The organism is Azospirillum formosense, assembly GCF_013340925.1.
Taxonomy (GTDB): Bacteria; Pseudomonadota; Alphaproteobacteria; order Azospirillales; family Azospirillaceae; genus Azospirillum; species Azospirillum formosense.
Genome location: NZ_WHOR01000265.1, coordinates 1 through 8112 on the forward strand (window position 1 = coordinate 1; position 8112 = coordinate 8112).

At 69.2% G+C, this 8112-nt stretch carries 7 protein-coding genes; all 7 read left to right on the plus strand.

Going from position 1 to position 8112, the window contains the following annotated elements; translation table 11 throughout:
- Positions 1–5 precede the first annotated feature (5 nt).
- The 7 genes from GBZ26_RS30755 (at position 6) to phoB (ending at position 7976) form a co-directional block, all read left to right on the plus strand.
- Complete coding sequence (locus tag GBZ26_RS30755) at positions 6–1343, plus strand: ATP-binding protein (protein WP_425599362.1); 1338 nt, start codon at positions 6–8, stop codon at positions 1341–1343.
- Between the two features lie 191 nt (positions 1344–1534).
- A complete protein-coding gene (locus GBZ26_RS24235) occupies positions 1535–2578 on the plus strand; it encodes a substrate-binding domain-containing protein (RefSeq protein ID WP_174441044.1) in 1044 nt (347 codons plus the stop codon).
- 290 nt (positions 2579–2868) lie between these two features.
- A complete protein-coding gene (gene pstC / locus GBZ26_RS24240; RefSeq protein WP_174441045.1) occupies positions 2869–4251 on the plus strand; it encodes a phosphate ABC transporter permease subunit PstC in 1383 nt (460 codons plus the stop codon).
- Positions 4244–5542, plus strand: a complete 1299-nt coding sequence (pstA, locus tag GBZ26_RS24245) for a phosphate ABC transporter permease PstA (RefSeq protein WP_211104935.1) — start codon at positions 4244–4246, stop codon at positions 5540–5542. Before pstC ends, pstA begins: the two co-directional genes overlap by 8 nt.
- A 37-nt stretch (positions 5543–5579) precedes the next feature.
- Positions 5580–6365, plus strand: a complete 786-nt coding sequence (gene pstB, locus GBZ26_RS24250) for a phosphate ABC transporter ATP-binding protein PstB (protein WP_167555899.1) — start codon at positions 5580–5582, stop codon at positions 6363–6365.
- A gap of 59 nt (positions 6366–6424) precedes the next feature.
- Positions 6425–7240, plus strand: coding sequence for a phosphate signaling complex protein PhoU (gene phoU, locus GBZ26_RS24255; protein ID WP_174441047.1), 816 nt, complete (start codon positions 6425–6427; stop codon positions 7238–7240).
- Between the two features lie 31 nt (positions 7241–7271).
- A complete protein-coding gene (gene phoB / locus GBZ26_RS24260; RefSeq protein ID WP_145623059.1) occupies positions 7272–7976 on the plus strand; it encodes a phosphate regulon transcriptional regulator PhoB in 705 nt (234 codons plus the stop codon).
- Positions 7977–8112 lie beyond the last annotated feature (136 nt).

The window sequence follows — 8112 nt, forward strand, 5'->3', positions numbered from 1 at the left end:
TCCAGCTGTATTTCCGCGACCTGCGGACGGTGGCCACCCACGCCGCACGGCTCGCCGCCGGCCCGACGGAGGCGGTCCCGCCCTTGCCCGTCACCGCCTCCCGCCCGGTGCGGGCGGCAGCGGCGGCGGCGGTGCGGCTGCACCGGGTGATGAACGCCCGCACCGAACTGGCGCTGGCCCAGCTCGAAGCCAACGAGTCGATGATCGAGGCGCTGCACGACCCGCTGGTCCTGGTCGGGGCGGAGCGGCAGGTGGCGCGGGCCAACCAGGCGGCGCGCGCCCTGTTCGGCGACCGCATCCTCGACCGCGACCTCGCCGCCTCGCTGCGCAACCCGGCGGTTCTGGAGACGGTGGACGCGGTGCTGAAGGGCGGCGCTTCGCGCATCCTCGAATTCAGCCTGCCGGTGCCGGTGGAGCGCATGTTCGAGGTGCGGGTCAAGCCCTTCCAGCGCCGCGTTCCCCACCCGGCCCCCGACGAGGAGGGGGTGCCCGCCGGAACCGTGCCGGGGCGGATGGTCATCCTGACGCTGCATGACATCACCGCACTGCGCCGGTCGGAGCAGATGCGCGCCGACTTCATCGCCAACGCCAGCCACGAGCTGCGCACGCCGCTGTCCTCCCTGCTCGGCTTCATCGAGACGCTGCGCGGCCCCGCCCGCGAGGATCTGGAGGCTCACGAGCGCTTCCTGTCGATCATGCAGGACCAGGCCAGCCGCATGGCCCGCCTCGTCAACGACCTGCTGTCGCTGTCGCGGATCGAGCTGGATGAGCACATGCCGCCCGCCGGTAAAGTCGACGTGCTGGACCGGCTGGACGGGGTGATGGCGGCGCTGGAGCTGAAGGCGGCCAGCCGGCGCATCCGCCTGACGCTGGAGGCGCCGGAGAGCCTGCCCGCGGTGGTCGGCGACGAGGACCAGCTCACCCAGGTCTTCCAGAACCTCGTCAGCAACGCGATCAAATACACGCGCGAGAACACCGACGTGACCGTCGCCGTGTCGCTCGCCGACGGCGTGGCGGTCGGGGTGTCCGGCCCGGCGGGCCGCGGCGGGCGGGGGATGCCGATGGTCGCCGTCGCCGTGCGCGACCAGGGGGAGGGCATCGCCCGCACCCACCTGCCGCGCCTGACCGAGCGCTTCTACCGCGTCGACGCCGCGCGGTCGCGGGCCATGGGCGGCACCGGGCTGGGGCTGGCCATCGTCAAGCACATCGTGAACCGCCACCGCGGCCGCCTGACCATCGAGAGCGCGGTCGGGGTGGGCAGCACCTTCACGGTCTATCTGCCGGCGGCGTCGGAGGAGTCGGGGGAGGGCCGTGCCGCGGAGCCGGTGCGGCGCCAAGCCTAGAGGTTGCGGCTACCCCCATCGGCGTGACCGAAAGTGGGCGTCGTCATGAAAGTGTCATAAAACCGTAATCAGCGCGTCGCGGACCCCGACTAGTGTCCGCCCCGCAAGCCGCCCGCCCCTGGGGGAAGCGGCACGGGGTTGAACCATCGCGTTCCCCGGCAAAGGGGCAACCGGACCATCGGAGGGATACCGTGAATTCCAAGAAGCTCGCCGTCACCGCCGCTGCGGTCGTCGCCATGACCGCCGCCTTCGCGGGTGCTGCGAACGCCCAGTCGCGCGACCAGATCCGCGCCGTCGGCTCCTCGACCGTGTTCCCGTTCACCACGGCGGTTGCCGAGGCCTTCGGCAAGGGCGGCAAGTTCAAGACCCCGGTCGTCGAGTCGACGGGCACCGGCGGCGGCCTGAAGCTGTTCTGCGCGGGCGTCGGCCCGCAGCACCCGGACGTCGCCAACGCCTCGCGCCGCATCAAGAAGTCCGAGGTCGAGCAGTGCGCCGCCAACGGCGTTGCCCAGATCACCGAGCTGAAGGTCGGCTTCGACGGGATCGCGCTCGCCTACTCCAAGCAGGCCCCGCACACCGACCTGACCACCCAGATCCTCTGGAAGGCGCTGGCCAAGGACGTGCCGGTCGACGGCAAGATGGTCGCCAACCCCTACAAGAAGTGGTCGGACATCGACCCGAAGCTCCCGAACAAGGAGATCGAGGTCCTCGGCCCGCCCCCGACGTCCGGCACCCGTGACACCTTCAACGAGCTGGTGATGCTCGAAGGCTGCAAGAAGGTCGCCGAGGTGAAGACGATCGTCGCTGACGAGAAGGCCCGCGAGAAGGCCTGCATGACCATCCGCGAGGACGGCGGCTACGTCGAGGCCGGCGAGAACGACAACCTGATCGTCCAGAAGCTGACCGCCAACCCGGACGCCTTCGGCGTGTTCGGCTACAGCTTCTACGACCAGAACCGCGACAAGCTGCAGACCGCCAAGATGGACGGCGTCGAGCTGTCGCCGGAAGCGGTCCAGGCCGGCAAGTACGAGCTGTCGCGCCCGCTGTACATCTACATCAAGAACGCCCACGCCGGCGTCATCCCGGGCATCCGCGAGTTCATCGCCGAGTACACCTCGGAGCGCGCGATGGGCGAGGACGGCTACCTGGGCGACAAGGGCCTGATCTCCATGCCGAAGGCGGAGCGCGACGCCGCCCGCACCTCGGCGACCAACCTGACCCCGCTCCAGCTCTGACCGGCTGACGGCACCGGCGGCCCGCTCTGGGGGCGCGGCGATAGCGTTTGACCTCTCCCCCCTCTCCCGTCCCGGGAGAGGGTGCCCGCGAAGCGGGCGGGTGAGGGTAGGACCGAGAATCACAGCCTGATCCTCGGCGGCACCCTCACCCTCCCGCGCTCTGCGCGGGTCCCTCCCTCTCCCGGGGCGGGAGAGGGGCTGTCAAATGCCATCGCCGGCTCTCCTCGGAAGGCCGCCGGTTTCCCGTTTGTGCCAGGAGCCCGTTTTCAGCCCATTTCCGGCGGTTTCGCATGCAGCTCACGGTACTGCTCATCGTTCTGGCCCTGCTCACAGTGATCGGCTACCAGATGGGCCGGTCGCGCGCCGTCGCCTCCGTCGGCGGCCGCATCGTCGAGCTTCATTCGGTGCCGTCCTACCACGGCTTTTACGTTGCCCTCTGGGCGGGGCTTCCGGCCCTGCTGCTCTTCGCCTTCTGGGGGGCGTCGGAAGGCTGGCTGGTCATGCAGATGGTCCTGTCCGGCCTGCCGGACCGGCTGGTCAACGGCGACGCCCAGTCGCTCGGCCTGCTGCGCGCCGACATCCTGAACCTCGCCCACGGCGTCGCCACCGGCCGCGAGCCCGACCCGGAGGTCGTCGCGGCGGCGGAGCGCTATCTGCGGCTGCACGCGCTCGGCGACTGGAGCCTGCTGGTCATCGGCTGCTGCGTCGCCATCGCCGGGCTGATCCACGCCCGCAACCGCATCGACCCCGACCTGCGCGCCCGCAACCGGGTGGAGCGCACGGTCAACATCGCGTTGGTCATCTGCTCGCTGGTCGCCATCCTGACCACGATCGGCATCGTGCTGTCGCTTCTGTTCGAGGCGATCCGCTTCTTCGCGGTGGTCAACCCGCTGGAGTTCCTGTTCGGGACGCACTGGAGCCCGCAGATGGCCATGCGCGCCGACCAAGTGGGCTCCAGCGGCTCCTTCGGCGCGATCCCGCTGTTCGCCGGCACGCTGCTGATCACCGGCATCGCCATGGCGGTGGCGGTTCCGGTCGGGCTGATGGCGGCCATCTTCATGTCGGAATACGCCAGCCCGGGCCTGCGCACCTGGCTGAAGCCGATCCTGGAGGTGCTGGCCGGCATCCCGACCGTGGTCTACGGCTTCTTCGCCGCCCTGACCATGGCGCCCTTCGTCCGCGACGTGGGCAACAGCCTGGGGCTGAGCGTCAGCTCGGAATCGGCGCTGGCCGCCGGCTTCGTGATGGGTGTGATGATCATCCCCTTCGTCAGCTCGCTGTCGGACGACGTCATCAACGCGGTGCCGCAGAGCCTGCGCGACGGCTCCTACGGGCTGGGCGCCACCAAGTCGGAGACGATCCGGCTGGTCGTGCTGCCCGCCGCCCTGCCGGGCATCGTCGCCGCCATCATGCTGGCGGTCAGCCGCGCCATCGGCGAGACGATGATCGTCACCATGGCCGCCGGCCTCACCGCCAACCTGACCGCCAACCCGCTGGACGCCGTGACCACGGTGACGACGCAGATCGCCACGCTGCTGGTCGGCGACCAGGAGTTCGACAGCCCCAAGACGCTGTCGGCCTTCGGGCTGGGCCTCGTCCTGTTCGTCGTGACCCTCACCCTCAACATGGTCGCCCTCCGGGTGGTCCAGAAGTATCGAGAGAAATATGACTGACCTCGTGGAACAGGATACGCGGGCCATGTCGGTCGCCGTCACCAAGTCGCGCTACCAGAGCGAGGAGTTCTCCGCCCGGCTGCGCCGCCGCTACGCCGCGGAGCGCCGGTTCCGGATCGCCGGGATGCTCGCCGTCGGGATCGCCTCGCTGATGCTGGTGGTTCTGCTCGGTTCGATCGTCAGCAAGGGCTACACCGCCTTCTGGCAGGCGCAGATCCGGCTGGAGGTGACGCTCGACAAGCAGCATGTCGAGGAGCGGAACTACACCGCCCTTCTTCGGCAGGCGCTCTACGCCCAGGTCCCGGCGGCCACCGACCGCGCCACCCGCCGCTCGCTGAACGACCTGCTGTCCTCCGGCGCGCCGTACGAGCTGGAGGCGATGGTCAACGCCAACCCGTCCCTCGTCGGCACCACGCAGACGGTCTGGGTCCGCGCCGACGACGAGATCGACCAGTTCATGAAGGGCTTCATCCGGCGCGACGTGCCGGAGAGCGAGCGCCGGCTGAACGACGTCAAGATCGCCGCCATCGACGCGCTGGTCGCCAACGGCTCCATCCGCAGCACCTTCAACACCACCCTGTTCACCGCCGGCGACAGCCGCGAGCCGGAACAGGCGGGCATCCTGGGGGCCGTCGTCGGCTCCGCCCTGACGCTGGTGGTGACCATGCTGCTGTCGGTGCCGATCGGCATCGCCGCCGCGGTCTATCTGGAGGAGTTCGCGCCGAAGAACCGCTGGACCGACCTGATCGAGGTGAACATCAACAACCTCGCCGCGGTGCCGTCGATCATCTTCGGCCTGCTCGGCCTGGCGGTGTTCCTCGGCTTCTTCGGGCTGCCGCGCTCCGCCCCGCTGGTCGGCGGCCTGGTGATGGCGCTGATGACCCTGCCGGTCATCATCATCGCCTCGCGCGTCGCGCTGAAGGCGGTGCCGCCGTCGATCCGCGAGGCGGCGCTGGGCGTCGGCGCCTCGCCGTTGCAGACGGTGACTCACCATGTGCTGCCGCTGGCCCTGCCGGGCATCCTGACCGGCACCATCATCGGCATGGCCCGCGCGCTGGGCGAGACGGCGCCGCTGCTGATGATCGGCATGGTCGCCTTCATCGTGGACATCCCCGGCGGCCTGACCGACAGCGCCACGGCCATCCCGGTGCAGATCTACATGTGGGCGGACAGCCCCGAGCGGGCCTTCACGGAGCGCACCTCCGCGGCGATCATGATCCTGCTCGCCTTCCTCATCCTGATGAACGGCCTGGCCGTCTTCCTGCGCAAGAAATTCGAGAGGCGTTGGTAACCCCATGAGCGTCCAGACCCACATCCCGGCCACGGCCATGGCTTCGCGTCCCGCCGCCGGCATCCACGGCACCAAGATGGTCGCCCGCGACGTCAAGGTGTTCTACGGGGCCAAGCAGGCGCTCAAGGGCATCAACCTGGAGATCCAGGAAAACCGCGTGATGGCGCTGATCGGCCCGTCCGGCTGCGGCAAGTCGACGTTCCTGCGCTGCCTGAACCGCATGAACGACACCATCGAGAACTGCCGCGTCGAGGGGCTGATCGCGCTCGACGGCGAGGACGTCTACGGCAAGAACATCGACGCCGTGCAGCTCCGCGCCCGCGTCGGCATGGTCTTCCAGAAGCCGAACCCCTTCCCGAAGTCGATCTACGACAACATCGCCTACGGCCCGCGCATCCACGGCATCGCCAGCCACCGCGACGAGATGGACGAGATCGTCCAGACCTCGCTGAAGCGCGCCGGCCTGTGGAACGAGGTGAAGGACCGCCTGCGCGAGCCGGGCACCGGCCTGTCCGGCGGCCAGCAGCAGCGCCTGTGCATCGCCCGCGCCATCGCGGTCAGCCCCGAGGTGATCCTGATGGACGAGCCCTGCTCGGCGCTCGACCCCATCGCGACGGCCCACATCGAGGAGCTGATCGACGAGCTGCGCGAGAACTACACGATCGTCATCGTCACCCACAACATGCAGCAGGCGGCCCGCGTCTCCCAGAAGACCGCCTTCTTCCATCTGGGCGACATGGTGGAGTGCGACGACACCGAGGAAATCTTCACCAACCCGCGGGACGAGCGCACCCAGGGCTACATCACCGGCCGCTACGGCTGATCGCCGGCATCTGATCCTCGGCATCGCCGCCACTCCTCCATCAGCGAAGGACGTGAAGCATGAGCAACGAACACATCGTGCGTTCCTTCGCGCACGAACTTGAGCGCCTGTCCAACCTGATCACCCAGATGGGCGGCGTCGCCGAAGCGCAGGTGGACGCCGCCGTGAAGGCGGTGGCCCGCCGCGACGTCGCGCTGGCCGCCCAGGTCATGCAGGCCGACCAGCGCATCGACGCCTACGAGCGCGACATCGACGCCGAGGCCGTGCGCCTGCTCGCCCTGCGCCAGCCGCTGGCCCAGGACCTGCGCGAGATCGTGTCGGCGCTGAAGATCGCGGCGGACCTGGAGCGGATCGGCGACTACGCCTCCAACATCGCCAAGCGTTCGCTGGCGCTGGCCCAGGTGCCGGTGGTCCGCCCGGCGGTGGCCATCCCGCGCATGGGGCGGCTGGTCGAGTCGATCATGAAGGACGTGCTGGACGCCTACATCGAGCGCGACGTCCAGCGCGCCATCGCCGCCTGGGAGCGCGACGAGGAGCTGGACGACCTCTACACCAGCCTGTTCCGCGAGGTCCTCACCTACATGATGGAGGACCCGCGCAACATCACGCCCTGCACGCACCTGCTGTTCATGGCGAAGAACCTGGAGCGGATCGGCGACCACGCCACCAACATCGCCGAGACCATCCATTATCTGGTGGTCGGGACGACGCTGCGCGCCGCGCGCCCGAAGAACGACGGCAGCAGCTTCGCCGTGGTCGAGCCGGGCGGTTCGGTCGTGGATGCGGCCGCGGAAGCGGCGGAACAGGGGCCAGTGGAGCGGGGATTGCCGCGGGACGGCGGCCGGGATAACGATGGAGCGGGACATGCCGCGTGACGGCGAGACGCGCAGTGGGAGCGGGACAAGCATGAATTCGGCGCTGAAGCCGCTCGTCCTCGTCGTTGAGGACGAAGCCGACATCGTGACGCTGCTGAAGTACAATCTGGAGAAGGAAGGCTTCCGCGTGAACGCCGCCACCGACGGCGAGGAAGCCCTTCTGCTGGCCGGGGAGCAGACGCCGAACATCGTCCTGCTCGACTGGATGCTGCCGCTGATGTCGGGGCTGGAGGTCTGCCGCCAGATGCGCCGCAACAGCAAGATGCGCGACATCCCGATCATCATGCTGACCGCCCGCGGCGAGGAGGCGGACCGTGTGCGCGGCCTGAATTCCGGCGCCGACGACTACATCACCAAGCCCTTCTCCCCGACCGAGCTGGTCGCCCGCATGCGCGCCGTGCTGCGCCGCTCGGCCCCCGGCATGACCGACGAGACGCTGCAGTTCGCCGACGTGACCATGGATCTGGCCGCCCACCGGGTGCGCCGGAACGGGCGCGACGTGCATCTGGGGCCGACCGAGTTCCGCCTGCTGCGCCATTTCATGCAGCATCCCGGCCGCGTCTTCTCGCGCGAGCAGCTTCTCGACGTGGTGTGGGGCCACGACGTCTATGTCGAGCCGCGCACCGTCGACGTGCACATCCGCCGCCTGCGCAAGGCGATGAACGAGGAGACGGAGATGGACCTGATCCGCACCGTCCGCTCGGCGGGCTACGCGCTGGACAGCAAGTCCATCTGACCGGTCTTCGGGCGAACGGTCAGGCGCTGACCTTGCCCCCTCCCTAACCCTCCCCCGCTTCGCAGGGGAGGGGACTTTTTCCCTCTCCTGCGAAGCGGGGGAGGGAAGGGGCCCACGCGCCAGCGTGGGGAGGGGG

Bases quoted from the DNA above. Each gene is read 5' to 3' on its own strand.
- phoU (WP_174441047.1), top strand. From the start codon at position 6,425: ATGAGCAACGAACACATCGTGCGTTCCTTCGCGCACGAACTTGAGCGC.
- phoB (WP_145623059.1), top strand. From the start codon at position 7,272: ATGAATTCGGCGCTGAAGCCGCTCGTCCTCGTCGTTGAGGACGAAGCC.
- pstB (WP_167555899.1), top strand. From the start codon at position 5,580: ATGGCTTCGCGTCCCGCCGCCGGCATCCACGGCACCAAGATGGTCGCC.
- pstA (WP_211104935.1), top strand. From the start codon at position 4,244: ATGACTGACCTCGTGGAACAGGATACGCGGGCCATGTCGGTCGCCGTC.
- pstC (WP_174441045.1), top strand. From the start codon at position 2,869: ATGCAGCTCACGGTACTGCTCATCGTTCTGGCCCTGCTCACAGTGATC.